The organism is Microbacterium sp. SCPM-O-B-15248 (M128) (genome assembly GCF_058214835.1).
This window is the reverse complement of record NZ_JBYQLI010000002.1, coordinates 128,833-146,607: the sequence shown is the minus strand read 5'-3', so window position 1 is coordinate 146,607 and position 17,775 is coordinate 128,833. Positions and strand designations below refer to the sequence as shown.

Annotated in this window: 14 protein-coding genes; 13 read left to right on the top strand and 1 reads right to left on the bottom strand. The window is 70.6% G+C overall.

All coding sequences use genetic code 11. From position 1 onward, the window contains the following. The first annotated feature begins 57 nt into the window (after window positions 1–57). The 5 genes from efp to AC3E6M_RS03325 all read left to right on the top strand — a co-directional run bounded on the left by efp (window position 58) and on the right by AC3E6M_RS03325 (window position 6,161). Window positions 58–618 (top strand): elongation factor P, encoded by a 561-nt coding sequence (gene efp / locus AC3E6M_RS03345; RefSeq protein ID WP_138173841.1) that lies wholly within the window; start codon window positions 58–60, stop codon window positions 616–618. Window positions 619–620: 2 nt separating this feature from the next. Continuing rightward, a complete protein-coding gene (nusB, locus tag AC3E6M_RS03340; RefSeq protein ID WP_138173843.1) occupies window positions 621–1,031 on the top strand; it encodes a transcription antitermination factor NusB in 411 nt (136 codons plus the stop codon). Window positions 1,032–1,146: 115 nt separating this feature from the next. Then, window positions 1,147–4,098 carry a DEAD/DEAH box helicase gene (locus tag AC3E6M_RS03335; protein ID WP_490529030.1) on the top strand — a complete coding sequence of 984 codons (2,952 nt, stop codon included), beginning with the start codon at window positions 1,147–1,149 and terminating at the stop codon, window positions 4,096–4,098. Window positions 4,099–4,184: 86 nt separating this feature from the next. After that, window positions 4,185–5,762: a Rieske 2Fe-2S domain-containing protein gene (locus AC3E6M_RS03330; protein WP_490529029.1), complete on the top strand. Its 1,578-nt coding sequence runs from the start codon at window positions 4,185–4,187 to the stop codon at window positions 5,760–5,762. Window positions 5,763–5,765: 3 nt separating this feature from the next. Further along, on the top strand, window positions 5,766–6,161 hold the full coding sequence (locus tag AC3E6M_RS03325) for a VOC family protein (RefSeq protein ID WP_490529028.1): 396 nt from the start codon (window positions 5,766–5,768) through the stop codon (window positions 6,159–6,161). A 326-nt stretch (window positions 6,162–6,487) separates the two neighbouring features. On the opposite strand, the gene AC3E6M_RS03320 is transcribed toward AC3E6M_RS03325, so the two are convergent. Further along, window positions 6,488–7,984, bottom strand: a complete 1,497-nt coding sequence (locus tag AC3E6M_RS03320; RefSeq protein ID WP_490529027.1) for an HNH endonuclease signature motif containing protein — start codon at window positions 7,982–7,984, stop codon at window positions 6,488–6,490. A gap of 265 nt (window positions 7,985–8,249) precedes the next feature. Between AC3E6M_RS03320 and pyrR the strand changes: the two genes are divergently transcribed. From pyrR to gmk, 8 genes are read left to right on the top strand one after another with little or no spacing between them, the layout of a single operon-like run. Beyond that, window positions 8,250–8,780 (top strand): bifunctional pyr operon transcriptional regulator/uracil phosphoribosyltransferase PyrR, encoded by a 531-nt coding sequence (pyrR, locus tag AC3E6M_RS03315; protein ID WP_490529026.1) that lies wholly within the window; start codon window positions 8,250–8,252, stop codon window positions 8,778–8,780. Continuing rightward, a complete protein-coding gene (locus AC3E6M_RS03310; RefSeq protein WP_138173855.1) occupies window positions 8,777–9,745 on the top strand; it encodes an aspartate carbamoyltransferase catalytic subunit in 969 nt (322 codons plus the stop codon). The genes pyrR and AC3E6M_RS03310 overlap by 4 nt, the downstream gene beginning before the upstream one ends. Next, on the top strand, window positions 9,742–11,064 hold the full coding sequence (locus tag AC3E6M_RS03305) for a dihydroorotase (RefSeq protein ID WP_138173857.1): 1,323 nt from the start codon (window positions 9,742–9,744) through the stop codon (window positions 11,062–11,064). The genes AC3E6M_RS03310 and AC3E6M_RS03305 overlap by 4 nt, the downstream gene beginning before the upstream one ends. Further along, complete coding sequence (locus AC3E6M_RS03300) at window positions 11,061–11,561, top strand: PH-like domain-containing protein (RefSeq protein WP_292901932.1); 501 nt, start codon at window positions 11,061–11,063, stop codon at window positions 11,559–11,561. Before AC3E6M_RS03305 ends, AC3E6M_RS03300 begins: the two co-directional genes overlap by 4 nt. After that, window positions 11,558–12,730 (top strand): glutamine-hydrolyzing carbamoyl-phosphate synthase small subunit, encoded by a 1,173-nt coding sequence (gene carA, locus AC3E6M_RS03295; protein WP_490529025.1) that lies wholly within the window; start codon window positions 11,558–11,560, stop codon window positions 12,728–12,730. The genes AC3E6M_RS03300 and carA overlap by 4 nt, the downstream gene beginning before the upstream one ends. Next, complete coding sequence (gene carB, locus AC3E6M_RS03290) at window positions 12,723–16,010, top strand: carbamoyl-phosphate synthase large subunit (RefSeq protein WP_490529024.1); 3,288 nt, start codon at window positions 12,723–12,725, stop codon at window positions 16,008–16,010. The genes carA and carB overlap by 8 nt, the downstream gene beginning before the upstream one ends. Further along, on the top strand, window positions 16,007–16,867 hold the full coding sequence (gene pyrF, locus AC3E6M_RS03285; RefSeq protein WP_490529023.1) for an orotidine-5'-phosphate decarboxylase: 861 nt from the start codon (window positions 16,007–16,009) through the stop codon (window positions 16,865–16,867). The genes carB and pyrF overlap by 4 nt, the downstream gene beginning before the upstream one ends. Continuing rightward, window positions 16,860–17,774: a guanylate kinase gene (gene gmk / locus AC3E6M_RS03280; RefSeq protein WP_490529022.1), complete on the top strand. Its 915-nt coding sequence runs from the start codon at window positions 16,860–16,862 to the stop codon at window positions 17,772–17,774. Before pyrF ends, gmk begins: the two co-directional genes overlap by 8 nt. The last annotated feature ends 1 nt before the right edge of the window (window position 17,775 follow it).

Sequence of the window (17,775 nt, the reverse complement as noted above, 5' to 3'; positions counted from 1 at the left end):
CTGGGCGAGCGCCGACGCGACGCCCCCACCGACTCACGAAACGGAATATCGAACCTCATGGCATCCACTGCAGACATCAAGAACGGCGTCGTCCTGAACATCGACGGTCAGCTCTGGAGCGTCGTGGAGTTCCAGCACGTCAAGCCCGGAAAGGGCGGCGCGTTCGTCCGCACGAAGCTGAAGAACGTCATGTCCGGCAAGGTCGTCGACCGCACGTTCAACGCCGGCGCGAAGGTCGACATCGAGAACGTCGACCGTCGTGACTTCACCTACCTCTACAACGACGGCGAGGGCTTCGTCTTCATGGACGTCGCCGACTACGACCAGATCACCGTGGGCGCGGTGACGGTGGGCGACGCCGCGAACTTCCTGCTCGAGAACCAGCAGGTGCAGATCGCGCTCAACAACGGCAACCCGCTCTACATCGAGCTGCCGCCGTCCGTGATCCTCGAGGTCACCTACACCGAGCCGGGCCTGCAGGGCGACCGCTCGTCGGCCGGCACCAAGCCCGCCACCGTCGAGACCGGCTACGAGATGCAGGTTCCCCTGTTCCTCGAGACCGGCACCAAGATCAAGGTCGACACTCGCACCGGCGAGTACCTCGGCCGCATCAGCTGACCTTGAGCGCCCGTACCAAGGCGCGCAAGCGCGCCCTCGACATCCTCTTCCAAGCCGACGTCCGTGGCGAAGAGCTGCCCGTCATGCTCGCCGTCGAAGCGAAGCGTGCCGCCAGCGAGCCCGACCGTCAGGTGTCGTGGCTGTACGCCCGCGACATCGTCGACGGCGTGATCGACAACCGCGACGCGATCGACGAGCAGATCACCACGTTCGCCAAGGACTGGTCGCTGCAGCGCATGCCCGCCGTCGACCGCGCCCTGCTGCGCATCGGCACGTGGGAGATCCTCTACAACGACGAGGTGCCCACGGCGGTCGCGATCGACGAGGCCGTCGAACTGGCGAAGGAGTTCTCGACCGACGACTCCGGCTCGTTCGTGCACGGCGTCCTCGCCCGGATCGCCCGCTCGTCCTGACCACCTCCGGCGTGACCCGACGCGGCCCCGACTTCTCGTCGGCGGCCGCGTCACGGCGTCTCCGACCGGTCGCTCCGCCGGCCGCGATGTCGGTGGCCTGCGCGAGGATCTCTTCATGACGTCGTGGCGCGGCCTGCTCCCCAGCGGCGAGCAGCCCGGGTTCGACGCGCTGGCCCTCGGGATCGAGCTGCGCCAGCGCGCCCCGTACGACCCGTCCCACTGGCAAGCGCGGTCGGTCGATCCGGTGACGCCCCGCATGCTCGCCCGCCGGCAGGACGACCTGCAGCTCGTCGCCCGGCCGCTCGTCCGGGGAGCGCGCGAGACCTGGATCCGGGCGGATGCCACGTGGGACGTGGTGCGCCGATCCGGCGGCCGCTTCGACCCGGCGCACGTGGGCTGGTTCGCCGAGTTGCACGCGCTCGCGCAAGCCATGCGCACCACGGGGCCCTTCGTCGCCGCGAGCGACACCGTTGCGCTCGACACCATCGCCTCGCCCCTGCTGTGGCCGCACCTGCGCGCGGCCGCAGGGCTCGGCATCCCGCTCGTGGCGATGCACCCGCAGCAGACGGTGCGGCTGGCCGATGCGGCGACGGCGCGCGTCGCGGTCGACTCCAGCGGCGACGGCGGGCTGCGGCTCTCATCCGTGGTCGAGATCGACGGGCAGACGACGGATGCCGCGCACGTGCGGCCCGTGGGCGGATTCGGCGTCTTCGCGTTCGAGATCGACCGCGACCCGATCCCGCTCGCGCTCGCACCGGTCGCGCTGCCGGCACCGCTTCCCGCGCTGCTGACGACGGGGCCCGTCGAGGTGCCCGCCGAGGAGACGGGGGAGTTCCTCGCCGAGGCGTATCCGCGGCTGGCCCGTCGGGTGCCGTTGGCGATCGGCGCCGGGGTTCCGGCGCCCCCTCCACCGCGGCCCACCCTCGAGGTGATGGTGACGTACCGCGACGACGACGCGCTCGACTACGCCCTCGACTGGCTGTACCCGGGGCCGATCCGCGCCGCGTACGGGACTCCCGTCCTGGACGACGAGCGCGATCCCCGGGTCGAGGCGCAGATCGCCGGGCGGTTCGAAGCGGCGTGGGCCGAGAACGCCGACCTGCCGGCGCGCGCCCGCGCGACGCTGCGCGACGCCGACGCCGCGCTGTTCTCGACGCGACTGCTCCCCGCGCTCGACCTGCTCGCCGATGTGCGCGTGGTCACGCGCGGGACCGTTCCGGCGTTCCGTGAGCTGCGGGGCGACCCGTCGCTGTCCATCACCGCCGTCCCGTCGCCCGATCGCGACTGGTTCGACCTCGGCATCGTCGTCGTCATCGACGGGCGCACGATCCCGTTCGGCACGCTCTTCACGGCGCTCTCGCGCGGCCGGACGCGCATCAAGCTGTCCGACGGGGCCTGGTTCTCGCTCGCGCACCCCGCGCTCCAGCGTCTGCGCGACCTGCTCGAAGAGGCCGCGGAGCTCGACGAATGGGACGCCGGCCCGCGGATCCCGCGCCGCCACCTCGCACTGTGGAGCGATTTCGAAGACCTCGCCGACGAATCCGAGGCCGCGGGCGAGTGGCGCTCTCTCGCGCGGGCGCTGCGCGATGTGTCCGAGATGCCCGAGATCGCGACCCCGGCGGGCTTCCGCGCCGAGCTGCGGCCGTACCAGCGGGCCGGGCTCTCGTGGCTCGCACTCTTGCACGCGCACCGGCTGGGCGGCATCCTGGCCGACGACATGGGGCTCGGCAAGACCGTGCAGGTGCTCGCGCTCATCGCCCATGCTCGGGCCGCGGGAGAGCAGCGGCCCTGGCTCGTCATCGCCCCGACGTCCGTGCTGCCGACGTGGAGAGCCGAAGCCGCGCGGTTCGCGCCCGAGCTGGTGGTCGTCACCGTCGAGGCGACCGCGGTGCGTCGCACGCGCACGATCGCGCAGCTGTCCGACGGCGCCGACATCGTCGTGGCTCCCTACGGCGTGGTCCGCACCGACGACGCCGAATTCGCCGAGCCCGACTGGGCCGGGGTGATCCTCGACGAGGCGCAGTTCGTGAAGAACCCCGCGACCCGCATCCATCGCGCGGTCGCCGCGCTGCGGGCGGACTCGGTCTTCGCGGTCACCGGCACTCCGATCGAGAACGGCCTGGACGACCTGTGGGCGCTGCTGGCGCTGACCGCGCCCGGTCTGTACCCCTCGGCCCGGCGTTTCCGCGAAGAGTACGTCCGGGCGATCGAGCAGCTGCCGGGCGACTCACCGACCGAACTCTCCGCCGCGGCGGCCGACGCCCATCGCCGGGGAAGTCTCGCTCGGTTGCGGTCGCGCGTGCGCCCGTTCCTGCTGCGGCGGACGAAGGACGTCGTGGCCGCCGACCTCCCGCCCAAGCAGGAGCAGACGATCGCGGTGCCCCTGGGACCCGCGCACCGCGAGCTCTACGACCGCGTCCTGCAGCGCGAGCGGCAGAAGATCCTCGGGCTGCTCGACGACCTCGACCGGCAACGCTTCATCGTCTTCCGCTCGATCACGCTCTTACGCATGCTGGCCCTCGCCCCCGCCCTGATCGACGAGCGCGACGCGCACCTCGGTTCGGCGAAGCTCGACGTCCTGCTCGAACGCCTCGTCGAGGTGGCATCCGAAGGTCACCGAGCGCTCGTGTTCAGCCAGTTCACGTCGTTCCTCGACCTGGCCGCCGAGCGCTTGGATGCCGCGGGCCTGACGTTCGCGCACCTCGACGGTTCGACCGCCCGACGCGGAGAGGTGATCGACCGGTTCCGCGAGGGTGATGCCCCGGTTTTCCTCATCAGCCTCAAGGCGGGCGGCTTCGGCCTCACCCTCGTCGAGGCGGAGTACGTCTTCCTGCTCGACCCGTGGTGGAACCCCGCCGCCGAGACCCAGGCGATCGACCGCACCCACCGCATCGGTCAGACCCGCAGCGTGTTCGTCTACCGGCTCATTGCGGCGGGCACGGTCGAAGAGAAGGTCCTCGAGCTGCAGCAGCGCAAGGCCGCCCTCTCCCGCGCCGTGCTCGACGACGACGACGCGTTCGCCCGAAGCCTGGATGCCGACGACATCCGGGGGATCCTCGGGGACTGACGCGGGTCGGGATGCGGCCACCGCGCCCACCTCTCGCACAGCCATCGCCCGCGTAGACTCGACGGGTTCTCACGGACAGGAGCGACATGAAGATCACCGGCCTCGGCCACGCGGGAATGTTCATCGAGACGGCAGGCGGCAGCATCCTCTGCGACCCCGTCATCGGACCGAGCTTCTTCGGCTCGTGGTTCCCGTTCCCCGACAACCGTGCGCTGGACTGGGAGCGGTTCGGCGCGGCGGACTTCCTGTACATCTCGCACCGCCACCGCGACCACTTCGACCCGGCGATGCTGGAGCGGTATGTGTCGAAGGACATCAAGGTCCTCCTGCCCGAGTACCCCACCGACGACCTCGAGCAGGACCTCATCGCGCTGGGCTACACCAACCTCGTCCGCACCGAGGCGGGGGTGCCCATCCAGTACGGCGACCTGAAGATCATGGTGACACCGCTGCGCGCACCCTCCGACGGCCCCATCGGCGACTCCTCGCTCTCTCTCGACGACGGCACTGCCTCGATCCTCAACCAGAACGATTCGCACCCGCTCGACCTCGAGAAGCTGATCGACTTCGGCACCCCCGACGCGTACTTCACGCAGGTCTCGGGGGCGATCTGGTGGCCCATGGTCTATGACCTTCCCCAGGACGCCAAGCAGAACTTCGCGCAGCTCAAGCGCGACGCGCAGAACAAGCGCGCAATGTACTACATCGAGAAGGTCAACGCGCCGCACGTGTTCCCCATGGCGGGGCCGCCGATGTTCCTCCGCGAGGCGCTGTTCCGCTACAACGGCACGGGCCTCGAGAACGACTCGATCTTCACCGACCAGCGCGAATTCCTCGCGCACATGAAGGACCTGCGCCCCGATCAGCAGGGTCACCTGTTCCTCCCCGGCACGGAGGTCGAGGTGCACGGGTCCGACGTCACGGTCACGCAGACCCTCTTCACGGATGCCGAGATCGACCGCATCTTCGGCGACAAGTGGGCGTACCTCGCCGAGCAGCGCGACAGCCGTCAGAGCGAGATCGCCGCGGAAGAGGCATCCCGTGCCGAGATCATCCCGCCGGCCGAGATGCTCGCAGCCTTGAAGGAGTGGTGGGAGCCGCTGCTCCGCCGCGGCCGCACGATCCGCAACGGCGTGGGCGGAATGGTGCGCTTCCGTATCGGCGAACTCGACATGGTCGTCGACTTCCCCAAGGCGAAGGTGCGCGAGTACGCGGGCGAGGAGTGCATCTACTGGTACACGATCCCCGCCGATCTGGTGTCGACGAACATCCGCGACCACGAGATCGACTGGTCGAACTCGATCTTCCTGTCGATGCAGTTCGAGGTGGGCCGTTCGGGCAAGTTCAACGAGTTCCTCACGACGTTCCTGAAGTGCCTGTCGCGCGACCGCATCGAGTACGTCGAGAACTGGTACGCCGAGCAGTCCGACCAGACCGAGGATGCCGAGATCGACGGCTGGACCGTGCAGCGTCGCTGCCCGCACCTGCGCGCCGACCTGACCAAGACCGGCAAGATCGAGGACGGCGTGCTGACGTGCTCGCTGCATGACTGGAAGTGGGATCTGGCCTCGGGTCGGTGCCTCACGACGACCGGTCACCCGATCCGTTCGACGCCGAGCGGGGAGCGCGCCGCCTCCGAGCCGGCCGAGGCCACCGCCCGCTGACCCGTGGCGGGCCTCCATCACGTCGAGATCTGGGTCGCCGACCTCGGGCAGGCACGCGCGGAGTGGGGCTGGCTCCTGTCGGCGGTCGAGTTCGAGCGTTGCGGCGCGTGGCCGGAGGGGGAGTCATGGAGCGCCGGCGACGGCGCCTACCTGACGCTGACCACCTCGCCGAACCTGTCCGGGCCCGTCCATAACCGGCGAGCGCCGGGGGTGAACCATCTCGCGTTCCTCGGCGGCTCTCGTTCGCGGGTGGATGCCGTGATGGAGGCCGCGCCCGCGCACGGGTGGCGCACCCTGTACCAGGAGCGGTATCCGTTCGCCGGCGGCCCGGAGCACTACGCCGGGTGGCTGGAAGACTCCGCGGGCTTCAAGGCCGAGATCGTCGCCGAAGAGGAGTGACCGACCGACGCGGGTCACTTGGCTCCGAGCGGGACCGTTGCGGTCGCCGTGAGCCTCGACGACGCGAAAACGACGGATGCCACACGGCAACGACGGATGCCACACGACAGCAACGAGTGCGACGGATGCCGCACGGCAGCGACGGATGCCACCCGACCGCAACGAGTGCCACCCGGCAACGACGGATGCCACCCGACCGCAACGAGTGCGATGGGCGTCACGGCCACGAGGGCGTAGCGGGTGCGGCGAGCGCGGTTGGCTCTTCCTCACGCGTCACGACCTGCTCAGCGCGATGGCGGAAGCAATGTTCATCGAGGGGTGCCCGGTCACGCCGCGTCGAAGCGGCGCGGTGACCTCGATCTCAACCGATAGGGCGGGCGCACCTCGCCCGTTCTCGGGTCGGGCGGAGCATGCAACCAGTACGTGTCCTGACCGGTCACCGGGTCTCGCTCGCGCACGATCTTCTCCCCGCGGTTGTGCAGACCCAGATGGTGGTTCCGGCGGAGAGGAACGCCGTCGTCGACGTCGGTGCGGCCGCGATCCTGGGCCCAGTGGTCGATGTGGTGCATCTCGCACTGGGAGATGGGGGCACGGCATCCGATCCCGACGCAGCCGCCGTCGCGCACGGCGATCGCGATCCGCTGCGCCCGCGTGAACAGCCGCTGGTGTCGACCGACATCGAGCGGTCGTCCTGCGTCGTCGAGGGAGACAGGAACCCCACCCGCATCGCAGAGGTAGCTCTCGACGACCCCGGCGGGCAGGGCTTCTCCAACATCCTCGAGGTGCCCGACGGCGCGGATCGCGACCTCGGTCCGCGCGCGCTCCTTCTCCGCCGCCCCGGGCCCCGTGAATGCCGCTCCTTCGACGACGATCCGCACCCCCGGCTGACGGTCGCCGAACGCCTGCGCCGGGTCGGCCGCGGCTCCCGTGCGCATCACCGCGATCAGCGTGTCGTAAGCGATCTGCTCACCCGACCGCTCATCGGCGGCGTCCCGGGCGGGATGGAACCCGGCGACGCCACGGGCGTCACGGACACCCTCGGTATCGCGGAGCCCCTCGGCGTCACGCACCCCCTCGGCGTCACGCAGCCCCGGGGCATTCCCGGCATCCGCCTCGACGAACCGGGGCCCCCGCCGCGGACGCAACGCGGCCTGCAGAATGGCATCCACCCACGCCGCCGCATCATCGTCGAAAACGAAGCGTCCGTGTCGCTGCCCGTGCTCGTCGACCCACGAGCGATACGACCGCGCGGCGAAGCGCTCCTCGAACCGCAGTGTCACGCCGACGGGGTCGAGCCGGTCCCGCGCAATCCGTGCGGAAGCGCGAAGCTCCTCGACCGGCAGATGCGGCGCCTCATCGATCAGCCTCTCGACGGCCGTCGCCCACGCGCGCGGCAGGAAGCCCGCATCGAGGTCGGGATATCTCTCGACCGGCGGCTCACCCAGGCCCACGCGGATCGCCTGGAACTGCGCCTGGCTGACGGCGCCGTCACGGAGCGCATCGCTCAACAGCTCGAGCCACTCCGCGCACCCGCCGACGTTCTCGGGCACCCCACTCGACGCCGCCCCACGGGACCCGTCCTCGCGGTCGCCCGGGAGGACAGTCGTGGCACCGAGCAGATCGCCCCCTGTCTTCACCGACCGCGAGACCTCGCTCCTGCTCCGCCCGGTCAGCGATTGGAGCAGCTCCGTCGCCGTGCGGTGCCCCTGGCGTTGCGCCAAGCCCGCGACGCCCAGCTCTCGGGAAGACCGCGCGTCGATGACACGCGCCGCACACGCCGCCAGTACGTCGAGCGCATTCCGCGCAGAGGTGATCTCGCTCATGACCCGCATGACCTGGCCATCATCGAGAGCAGCGAGCTCTCGCCCCGCGACCAGCGCGACGATGCGCTCGCTCCCCCCAGGAGGCGATCCGTCAGCGCACGCATTTCCATAGAACAAATGTACGAATGAAACTCGACCGCCACCGGCCTCGGGGAGCGACACCACCCGACACCGATCAGGATTCACCCGCAGCCACCCGCTAGACTCGACCCAGAACCACGGCAACCTTTAACCCCGTCCCGTGAGGCGGAGAAGGGAGCAGCGGATGAGTACGCGCACCGTCATGCACGATGCCGACATCGCCCGCGCTTTGACGCGCATCTCGCACGAGATCCTGGAGTCCAACAAGGGACCGGAAGGACTCGTCCTCCTCGGCATCCCGACCCGCGGCGTCACCCTCGCCGATCGGATCGCGCCGCTGATCAGCGAGTTCGGCGGAACTTCGGTGCCGGTCGGAGCCCTCGACGTCACGATGTACCGCGACGACCTGCACCGCAACCCCACGCGTGCCCCGCAGGCGACGCGCATCCCGGCGGGTGGCATCGACGGCAAGGTCGTCGTGCTCGTCGACGACGTGCTGTTCTCGGGACGGAGCATCCGCGCCGCCCTCGACGCCCTGCAAGACATCGGGCGACCCGCCGCCGTGCGACTGGCGACCCTCATCGACCGCGGTCACCGCGAGCTGCCGATCCGGCCCGATTTCGTCGGCAAGAACCTGCCCAGCGCCCGCGACGAGCGCGTGAACGTGCGCCTCGCCGAGATCGACGGCATCGAGGAGGTGACGATCGAATCATGAGGCACCTGCTCGACACCCGCGACCTCACCCGCGCCGAGGCGCTCGAGATCCTCGACGTCGCCGAGGACATGGCCGACACGCAGCGCCGTGAGGTCAAGAAGCTCCCGACGCTGCGCGGCAAGACCGTCGTGAACCTCTTCTTCGAGGACTCCACGCGCACCCGCATCTCGTTCGAGGCCGCCGCCAAGCGTCTCAGCGCCGATGTCATCAACTTCTCCGCCAAAGGCTCGAGCGTCTCCAAGGGCGAGTCGCTGCAGGACACCGCCCAGACGCTGCAGGCGATGGGAGCGGATGCCGTGGTCATCCGCCACGGCGCGTCCGGTGCCCCGCGCACCCTCGCCACGAGCGGCTGGATCACCGCCGGTGTCGTCAACGCCGGCGACGGCACGCACGCCCACCCGACGCAGGCGCTGCTGGACGCGTTCACGATCCGCAAGCGCCTGTTCGGAGACGACAGCCGCGGCCGCGGGCTCGACGGCATCCGGGTCACGATCGTCGGCGACATCCTCCACTCGCGCGTCGCCCGATCGAACGTGTGGCTCCTGCACACCCTCGGCGCCCACGTCACGCTCGTGGCGCCGCCGACCCTCGTGCCGCAGGACGTGAGCGGGTGGCCCGTCGAGGTCGATTACGACCTCGACCGTGCGATCGCCGCGGGACCCGACGCGCTGATGATGCTCCGCATCCAGCTCGAGCGCATGAATGCGGCATATTTCCCCACTGAACGGGAGTATTCACGGCGCTACGGCCTCGACGCGCGGCGCCTGGGGGCTCTGCCGGGCGGTAGCATCGTTCTGCACCCTGGCCCGATGAACCGCGGCCTGGAGATCTCCGCCGAAGCCGCCGACTCGCCGCGCTCGACGGTTCTCGAGCAGGTGGCGAACGGCGTCTCCGTGCGCATGGCCGTGCTCTACCTGCTGCTTGCGGGCGAACGGCCCGACACCGAGAAAGAGGACCCGCGATGAGCCACGCCACCCCCCACACCCTGCTGGTGCGCGGCGCGCGGATCGAAGGCGCGGATGCCACCGACCTCCTCGTCCGCGACGGCGTCATCGCCGAGACCGGCACCGGTCTCTCGCACCAGGGCGCGACCGTCGTCGACGCCGAGGGTCTCATCGCGCTGCCGGGCCTGGTCGACCTCCACGTGCACTTGCGCGAACCCGGCTACGAGGCGTCCGAGACCGTCGAGACGGGGTCGCGAGCGGCCGCCGCGGGCGGCTTCACCACCGTGTTCGCGATGCCGAACACCTCGCCCGTCGCCGACACCGCCGGCGTCGTCGAGCAGGAGCTGGCCCTCGGCGAAGCCGCGGGCTACGTGCACGTGCAGCCGATCGGCGCCGTCACGGTGGGCCAGAAGGGCGAGCGTCTCGCCGAGCTCGGCGCGATGGCCGACTCGCGCGCCCGCGTGCGGGTCTTCAGCGACGACGGCTTCTGCGTCTTCGACCCCCTCATCATGCGTCGCGCGCTGGAGTACGTGAAGGCGTTCGACGGCGTCATCGCGCAGCACGCGCAGGACCCGCGTCTGACCGAGGGCGCCCAGATGAACGAGGGCGCGGTCTCGGCCGAGCTGGGTCTGGCCGGTTGGCCCGCCGTCGCCGAGGAGTCGATCATCGCGCGCGACGTGCTGCTGGCCGAGCACGTGGGCTCGCGACTGCACGTGTGCCACCTCTCCACCGCCGGATCGGTCGACATCATCCGTTGGGCCAAGAAGCGCGGCGTGAACGTCACCGCCGAGGTGACCCCGCACCACTTGCTGCTGACCGACGAGCTCGTGCGCGACTACGACGCCCGCTTCAAGGTGAACCCGCCGCTGCGCCGCGAAGAGGACGTCCTCGCCGTCCGCGAGGGTCTGGCCGACGGCACGATCGACATCGTCGCGACCGACCACGCCCCGCACCCCGCCGAGGCGAAGTCCTGCGAGTGGGCCGCGGCCGCCAACGGCATGGTGGGGCTCGAGAGCGCCCTGCGCGTCGTGCACTCCGCGATGGTCGAGACCGGTCTGCTCGACTGGGCCGATGTCGCCCGGGTGATGTCGCGGACTCCCGCCCGCATCGGCCGCCTCGACGGGCACGGCACCCCGCTGACCGAGGGGCAGCCCGCGAGCTTCACGCTGTACGACCCGCGCCCGTCGCGCGAGTTCGGCCTCGGCGACCTGCGCGGCCGCAGCAAGAACTCGCCGTACCTCGGCCGAGAGCTCCCCGGCGAGGTGCGCTGGACCGTGCGCGCCGGCATCCCGACCGTCATCGACGGCGCGGTGCTGCCGGCACCCGGGGTGCTCGCGTGACCCGCGAAGGCGCGCTGCTGGTCATGGCCGGCGTCGCCGTCGTGCTGCTGGCGCTCCTCGCGTGGGCATGGATGCGACGAACGCGGCGCGATGCGCGCTACACCGCACCGGTGGGAGAGCTTCCCGAGGGTGCCGTGGAGACGGGCGTGTTCCCGGGCCTGTACGTCGCGACCACCCGTCACGGCGAGCCCCTGGAGCGTCTGGCCATCCGCGGCCTCGGCTTCCGCTCCCGCGTGGACGTCACGGTCACTTCGGCCGGGATCGCCCTCGACCTGCCGGGCCAGCCCCGCATCGCGCTCACCCGCGACCGCCTCGTCGACGCAGCTCTCGCCACGGTCGCCATCGACCGCGTGGTCGAGCGCGACGGCCTGACGCGCGTCAGCTGGCGCATCGACGACGACACGATCGTCGACACCTACCTCCGACCCCAGGATGCCTCGGCCCGATCCCTCGCCGACGCCATCCGTCCCCTCACGACGACAGGAAGCGACGCATGACCGCCCTGATCTCCCCTCCGCGCATCTCGCGCGAGCCCGCCGTCCTGGTGCTGGAAGACGGCACCCGCTACCCCGGCCGCGCGTACGGCGCCCGCGGTGAGACCTTCGGCGAGGTCGTCTTCGCCACCGGCATGACCGGCTACCAGGAGACCCTCACCGACCCGTCCTACGCCGGCCAGATCGTGCTGCAGACGGCCCCGCACATCGGCAACACCGGTGTCAACGCCGAAGACCCCGAGTCCCGCCGCATCTGGGTCGCCGGTTACGTCGTGCGCGACCCTTCGCGCGTCGTGTCGAACTGGCGCGCCGACCGTTCGCTCGACGACGCGCTCGTCGAAGACGGCATCGTCGGCATCTCGGGACTCGACACCCGCGCCGTCACGCGCCGGATCCGCTCGTCGGGCAGCATGCGCGGCGGCGTGTTCTCGGGCGAGGCCGCCGGCCTCGACCCCGAGGAGCAGCTGCGCCGCGTGCTCGCGGCCCCCGGCATGGCCGGTCGCAACCTCTCCGCCGAGGTCTCGGTGACCGAGGTCGAGGTGACCCCGGCGACGGCGGAGCGCGTCGGCAACCTCGCCGTCCTCGACCTCGGCGTCAAGCAATCCACGATCGACAACCTCGCCGCGCGGGGCTTCGACGTGCACGTGTTCCCGCAGTCCGCCACGATCGAGGAGATCCGCGCGATCGAGCCGGTCGCCGCGTTCTACTCCAACGGTCCCGGTGACCCCTCGGCGTCCGACCAGCACGTCGAGCTCCTGCGCGCCGTCCTCGACGACGGCCTGCCCTTCTTCGGCATCTGCTTCGGCAACCAGCTGCTGGGCCGCGCGCTCGGTTTCGGTACGTACAAGCTGCCCTTCGGTCACCGCGGCATCAACCAGCCCGTGCTCGACAAGACCACGGGCCGCGTGGAGATCACCTCGCAGAACCACGGCTTCGCGGTCGAGGCGCCGCTGGACCAGGTCGTGGACAGCCCGCACGGCTACGGCCGCGTCGAGGTCAGCCACATCGGCCTCAACGACAACGTGGTCGAGGGCCTCCGCGCCCTCGACATCCCGGCGTTCAGCGTGCAGTACCACCCCGAGGCCGCCTCCGGCCCGCACGACGCCAACTACCTGTTCGACCGCTTCCGCGACATGGTGCTCGCGACCCAGGAGACGAAGAAGAATGCCTAAGCGCGACGACATCCACTCCGTCCTCGTCATCGGCTCCGGCCCGATCGTCATCGGTCAGGCCTGCGAGTTCGACTACTCCGGCACCCAGGCGTGCCGCGTCCTCCGCGAAGAGGGGGTGCGCGTCATCCTCGTCAATTCCAACCCGGCGACGATCATGACCGACCCCGACTTCGCCGACGCGACCTACATCGAGCCGATCACCCCCGAGGTGATCGAGACGATCATCGCGAAAGAGAAGCCGGATGCCATCCTCCCCACGCTCGGCGGTCAGACGGCCCTGAACGCGGCGATCCAGCTGCACAAGCGCGGCATCCTCGAGAAGTACGACGTCGAGCTCATCGGCGCCGACTTCGAGGCGATCAACAAGGGCGAGGACCGCCAGATCTTCAAGGAGCTCGTGATCGAGGCGGGCGCCGACGTCGCGGCATCCGTCATCTGCCACTCGATGGACGAGCTCATCGCCGGCGCCGAGAAGCTCGGCTACCCGCTCGTCGTGCGTCCCTCGTTCACGATGGGCGGGCTCGGTTCGGGCTTCGCGTACGACGAGGCCGACCTCCGCCGCATCGGCGGCGCCGGCCTGCACGACTCGCCGACGAGCGAGGTGCTGCTCGAGGAGTCGATCCTCGGGTGGAAGGAGTACGAGCTCGAGCTCATGCGCGACACCGCCGACAACACGGTGGTCGTCTGCTCGATCGAGAACGTCGACCCCGTGGGCGTGCACACCGGCGACTCGATCACCGTGGCCCCCGCGCTGACGCTCACCGACCGCGAGTACCAGAAGCTGCGCGACATCGGAATCGACATCATCCGTGCCGTGGGCGTCGACACCGGCGGCTGCAACATCCAGTTCGCCGTCGACCCGAAGTCCGGGCGCATCATCGTCATCGAGATGAACCCCCGCGTCTCGCGCTCCTCGGCGCTCGCGTCGAAGGCGACGGGCTTCCCGATCGCCAAGATCGCCGCGAAGCTCGCGATCGGCTACCGCCTCGACGAGATCCCGAACGACATCACCAAGGTCACCCCGGCGAGCTTCGAGCCCACGCTCGACTACGTCGTGGTGAAGGTGCCGCGCTTCAACTTCGAGAAGTTCCCCGCGGCCGACACGACGCTGACGACCACCATGAAGTCGGTGGGCGAGGCCATGGCGATCGGCCGCAACTACTCGACCGCGCTGCAGAAGGCACTGCGCTCGCTCGAGAAGCGCGGATCGAGCTTCCACTGGGGCGACGAGTCGCGCTCGGTCGACGAGCTCCTCGAGATCTCGAAGACGCCGACCGACGGACGCATCGTCGTGCTGCAGCAGGCGCTGCGCTTCGGCGCGACGCCCGCGCAGGCGTTCGACGCCACCGCGATCGACCCGTGGTTCATCGACCAGATCGTCCTCATCAACGAGGTCGCCGAGATGATCCGCGAGGCCGGAGAGCTGGATGCCGACACCTTGCGCCTCGCGAAGGAGCACGGTTTCAGCGACGCGCAGATCGCCGAGATCCGCGGGCTCGACGAGGCCGAGGTGCGCGGCATCCGGTACGCCCTCGATGTGCGCCCCGTCTACAAGACGGTGGACACGTGCGCGGGGGAGTTCCCGGCCCTGACGCCGTACCACTACTCCAGCTACGACTGGGAGACCGAGGTCACGCCGTCGGACCGCACGAAGGTCGTCATCATCGGCTCGGGCCCGAACCGCATCGGGCAGGGCGTCGAGTTCGACTACTCGTGCGTGCACGCCTCGTTCGCGCTGTCGGACGCGGGCTACGAGACCGTCATGGTCAACTGCAACCCCGAGACCGTGTCGACCGACTACGACACGAGCGACCGCCTCTACTTCGAGCCGCTGACCCTCGAGGACGTCCTCGAGGTGCTCCACGCCGAGAGCCGGTCCGGGACGATTCTCGGCGTCGTCTGCCAGCTCGGCGGCCAGACGCCGCTCGGCCTGGCCAAGGGCATCGAGGCCGCGGGCTACACGATCCTCGGCACGAGCCCCGAGGCGATCGACCTCGCCGAGGAGCGCGAGCTGTTCTCGCGTCTGCTCGACGACGCCGGACTCGTCGCCCCGCGCAGCGGCACGGCGATCGACGTCGAGGGCGCCGTGACGGTGGCCGAGGAGATCGGCTACCCGGTGCTCGTGCGCCCGAGCTTCGTGCTCGGCGGCCGCGGCATGGAGATCGTCTACTCGACCGACGCGCTGCGCGACTACTTCGTGCGCGTGGCCGACCAGGCGATCATCGGCCCCGGGCTTCCGCTCCTGGTCGACCGCTTCCTCGACGACGCCATCGAACTCGACGTCGACGCGCTGTACGACGGCACCGACCTGTACATCGGCGGCGTCATGGAGCACCTCGAAGAGGCCGGCATCCACTCCGGCGACTCCTCGTGCACGCTCCCGCCGGTGAGCCTCGGTCGCACCGAGGTCGACCGCGTCCGCGAGGCCACGCTCGCGATCGCCCAGGGCGTGGGCGTCCGGGGTCTGCTGAACGTGCAGTTCGCCATCTCGGCCGGAGTGCTCTACGTCATCGAGGCGAACCCCCGCGCGAGCCGCACCGTGCCCTTCGTGTCGAAGGCGCTCGGCATCCCGCTCGCGAAGGCCGCCAGCCGCATCATGGCCGGCAGCACCGTCGCCGAGCTCATCGCCGAGGGCATGCTGCCCGAGAGCGACGGCTCACGCGTGCCGCTGGACGCCCCCGTCGCCGTGAAGGAGGCCGTGCTGCCGTTCAAGCGCTTCCGTACCGCCGACGGTCACACCGTCGACTCCGTGCTCGGGCCCGAGATGCGCTCGACCGGTGAGGTCATGGGCATCGACCGCGACTTCCCGACCGCGTTCGCGAAGTCGCAGGAGGCCGCGTACGGCGGCATGCCGACCTCGGGCACCGTGTTCATCTCGGTGGCCGACGCCGACAAGCGCGCCGTGATCCTCCCCGCCCACCGGTTGCAGGAGCTCGGCTTCGAGCTCATGGCGACCGAGGGCACGGCCGAGATCCTCGCCCGCAACGGCATCCGGGTCCAGGTCGTCGAGAAGTACTCCGAGACGCAGGGCTCCGGTCAGCGCAACGTGGTCGATCTGATCAACGCGGGCGAGATCGACATGATCGTCAACACCCCGAGCGGCGGCACGGCCCGTGCCGACGGCTACGAGATCCGCGCCGCGGCCGTCGCCGCCGACAAGGCGCTGTTCACCACGATGGCGGTGCTCGGCGCGGCCGTGAGCGCCCTCGGCGCGATGAAGGACGGCTTCGCCGTGCGCAGCCTGCAGGAGTACGCCGTGGACCGCGCGGGTCGCTTGTGAGCGAGACGTTCGGCCAGCGGCTGGCCGCTGCCCTCGAGACCCACGGCGCCCTGTGCGTCGGCATCGACCCCCACGCCGCGCTGCTGTCGGCGTGGGGGCTGGATGCCACGCCCGAGGGCGCGCGCGAGTTCGGCCTGCGCGTGGTCGAGGCCGCCGCCGGCCGTGTCGGTGTGGTCAAGCCGCAAGTGGCGTTCTACGAGCGCTACGGATCGACAGGCTTCGCCGCCCTCGAGGACGTGATGGCCGCCGCCCGTGCGGCGGGCCTCCTCGTCATCGCCGACGCCAAGCGGGGCGACATCGGCACGACCATGGAGGGCTACGCCGCGGCGTGGCTCGAGCCCGGTTCACCCCTCGAAGCGGATGCCGTGACCCTCACGCCCTATCTCGGCCCCGACTCGCTGCGCGCGACGCTGGCCGCCGCGCTCCGCGTGCGGAAGGGCGCGTTCGTCCTCACGGCCACGAGCAACCCCGAGGCTCGTGCGGTCCAGAGCGCCGTCGTCGAGGACGCCCTGGCCGTCGGCGACCACGAACGGGTCGCCGCCCGCGTCGCGCACGACGTGAACGAGGCGAACCTCGGGCAGCCGGGCGCCCTGGGCTCGATCGGCGTCGTCGTCGGCGCGACCGTGGACCGCGCGGCCTTCGGTCTCGGCGACATCACCCTCGCGGGGATGCCGATCCTCGCGCCCGGTTTCGGTGCGCAGGGTGCTGATCCCGCCGATCTCGGACGCCTGTTCGGGTACGTGTCGAAGGCCGTGGTGGCGAACGAGAGCCGCAGTGTCCTCGCTGTGGGTCCGGCGCGCCTCGCGGAGCGGATCACGGCCCGCGCCGACCTGTACCGGGAGGCCCTGAATGGCTGATTCCCGTCGTCCTCCCGAGGTCGACCGCGCCGCCGCCTCGCGCCGCGCAGTGGCCGCGCGTCGCGAGCGCGCGGCGCTCAAGCGCGACGTCTCGACCCGTGTCATCACGCCGCAGGAGCTGCTGCGGCGCGGCCTCGCCGATCCGCTGTCGGCGGCCGGGGCGATGCGCGTGACCGAGTTCCTCACGGCGATCCGCGCGATCGGCGAGAGCAAGCGGGATCGCATCCTGTCGTCGCTGGGCATCTCGCCCGTCAAGCGGCTCGGCGGCCTGGGCTCGCGCCAGCGCGACGCCCTGCAGGCGTTCCTCGACGCACGGTGGCCCGAACCGGGTCCACGCGAGGGGCGCAGCCGGCTCGTCGTGCTCGCCGGCCCGACGGCCGTGGGCAAGGGGACGGTCGCCGCGCACATCAAGGAGCACTTCCCCGAGATCCATCTGTCGGTCTCGGCGACGACCCGCGCCCCGCGGCCGGGCGAGGTCGACGGGGAGCACTACTACTTCGTCGACGACGCCGAGTTCGACCGTCTCGTCGCGGCGGGGGAGCTGCTGGAGTGGGCCACGGTCCACAACAAGCACCGCTACGGCACGCCGCGCGAGCCGATCGACCGCGTCCTGGCCGCCGGCGGCACCGCGCTGTTGGAGATCGATCTGCAGGGCGCCCGCCAGGTGCGCGCTGCCGACCCCTCGGCGACGCTGGTGTTCCTGCTGCCCCCGAGCTGGGACGAACTGGTCCAGCGTCTCGTCGGTCGCGGCACCGAGGATGCCGAGGAACGCGCGCGCCGTCTGCGCACCGCCCGCACCGAGTTGGCGGCGCAGAACGAGTTCGACTACCGGGTCGTGAACGACGAGGTCGCCCGTGCGGCGGCCGAGGTCGTGGCCCTCGCCGCACGACGCCCCGACGTCGGATAGA

Coding starts and splice junctions, on each gene's coding strand:
- gmk (WP_490529022.1), top strand. CDS start 16,860: ATGGCTGATTCCCGTCGTCCTCCCGAGGTCGACCGCGCCGCCGCCTCG.
- AC3E6M_RS03305 (WP_138173857.1), top strand. CDS start 9,742: ATGAGCCACGCCACCCCCCACACCCTGCTGGTGCGCGGCGCGCGGATC.
- pyrR (WP_490529026.1), top strand. CDS start 8,250: ATGAGTACGCGCACCGTCATGCACGATGCCGACATCGCCCGCGCTTTG.
- AC3E6M_RS03335 (WP_490529030.1), top strand. CDS start 1,147: ATGACGTCGTGGCGCGGCCTGCTCCCCAGCGGCGAGCAGCCCGGGTTC.
- carA (WP_490529025.1), top strand. CDS start 11,558: ATGACCGCCCTGATCTCCCCTCCGCGCATCTCGCGCGAGCCCGCCGTC.
- AC3E6M_RS03320 (WP_490529027.1), bottom strand. CDS start 7,984: ATGAGCGAGATCACCTCTGCGCGGAATGCGCTCGACGTACTGGCGGCG.
- AC3E6M_RS03330 (WP_490529029.1), top strand. CDS start 4,185: ATGAAGATCACCGGCCTCGGCCACGCGGGAATGTTCATCGAGACGGCA.
- AC3E6M_RS03310 (WP_138173855.1), top strand. CDS start 8,777: ATGAGGCACCTGCTCGACACCCGCGACCTCACCCGCGCCGAGGCGCTC.
- efp (WP_138173841.1), top strand. CDS start 58: ATGGCATCCACTGCAGACATCAAGAACGGCGTCGTCCTGAACATCGAC.
- carB (WP_490529024.1), top strand. CDS start 12,723: ATGCCTAAGCGCGACGACATCCACTCCGTCCTCGTCATCGGCTCCGGC.